Below are 1,359 nucleotides of genomic sequence, written 5' to 3' on the forward strand. Positions count from 1 at the left end.
ATTGACCTTGAGTCCCCTTGCCTAGTTTGGTATCGAGGTGATACTAAACGTCGGTACATATAAACAGTTATGAGGTTGGTCAGGGTTGACCTATTAGATTCAGTCAGGGGACTGAAGACCTTACTAGGCGGTTATTTCAGGTATTTCAACCTTATTTCATGCCTAAACGTTTCGCACAAATCCGTTGAGTATAGGCTACATATCAGGAGAGGCACTCCTGCGAGTGAAGTGACTCTCAAATTATTACAGATGCGTCAGCGGCTGCGTGTAAGCATCCCACCGAAAAACTAATGCGCTCCGGGGTTTGGGGGCGGCGCCACGCCCCCAACGGGGGGTTTGGGGGGTAGAACCCCCCAAAAGCTTGGATTGAGTAATCAGATCTGAAGTAATACGGCCATCCGTTGAGTCTAGGCCACATATCAGGAAAGAAACTCCTGCAAAAGGGGGAATAAATAATCAGTTTTTAATAACCGGATTTAGGATCAGAATATTTTCATGCTTGACGGTGTAACTTGTTGCATCGGGACTGACTTATTTATCACTATTACCCAATTGGGTTAAAGCTGTCCCGGTGAGACGACAAATTTGCCACTCTTGGAAGACCTTAGCCCCCATTTTTCCATAAAAATCGATCGCCAGTTGATTCCACTCTAAGACAGTCCATTCTAAAAGTCCTGCATCCCTAGCGACGGCAATTTTAGCCACAGCCATTAGTAAAGCTTTCCCGATACCTTGACTACGATAATCGGGTAAAACGAAGATATCTTCCAGATAAATCCCCGGTTTAGTTATAAAGGTGGAATAGTTAGCAAAAAATAGGGCAAAACCGACTATTCTACCCTCTACTTCCGCGACCAATGCTTCGATGTAGGGTTTTTCTCCGAATAAATGCTCCCCTAAAGCTTGACTATTTCCTGTCATTAAATGGCTGAGTTCTTGATAGGCTGCTAAGGCAACAATTAAGTCAAAAATAGCCTTGACATCGGTAGCAACGGCAGCACGGATGGAATAATTCATGATTGCTAGTCAAATCTTGATTTTAATGCTGATGATGTTTATGGGGAGATTCAGCAGGGGGAGAATTAAGATTGGAAAAATGGCCGTTATTTAATCCCATCCCAACGCTACCAATACTGAAAAGTCCCATGGAAACAAAACCGGCCGCAATTGTCCCCATGGCCACGGTTCCAATGGAAACTATTCCCATAGGAACAATACCGATGGAAATAACGCCCATGGGAACAATGCCAATAGAAATTATACCAGTGGGAGCAATACCGATCGACAACCATTTTCGCCCGGAATTACCACAACTATTCTCTTTTTCTTGACCTAGATTGGAATCCATGCTTTTAACCC

General features: G+C 44.0%; 2 protein-coding genes. Both read right to left on the reverse strand.

Annotation, left to right across the window (positions count from 1 at the left end; translation table 11 throughout):
- Window positions 1–531: 531 nt before the first annotated feature.
- Entirely contained in the window at window positions 532–1,017 is a 486-nt protein-coding gene (locus tag PX481_RS10660; protein ID WP_002759515.1) for a GNAT family N-acetyltransferase, read from the reverse strand.
- A gap of 22 nt (window positions 1,018–1,039) precedes the next feature.
- Window positions 1,040–1,348 (reverse strand): hypothetical protein, encoded by a 309-nt coding sequence (locus PX481_RS10665; protein WP_002759516.1) that lies wholly within the window; start codon window positions 1,346–1,348, stop codon window positions 1,040–1,042.
- Between the last annotated feature and the right edge of the window lie 11 nt (window positions 1,349–1,359).

The sequence above is a fragment of the Microcystis sp. M53603_WE2 genome, from assembly GCF_030065435.1.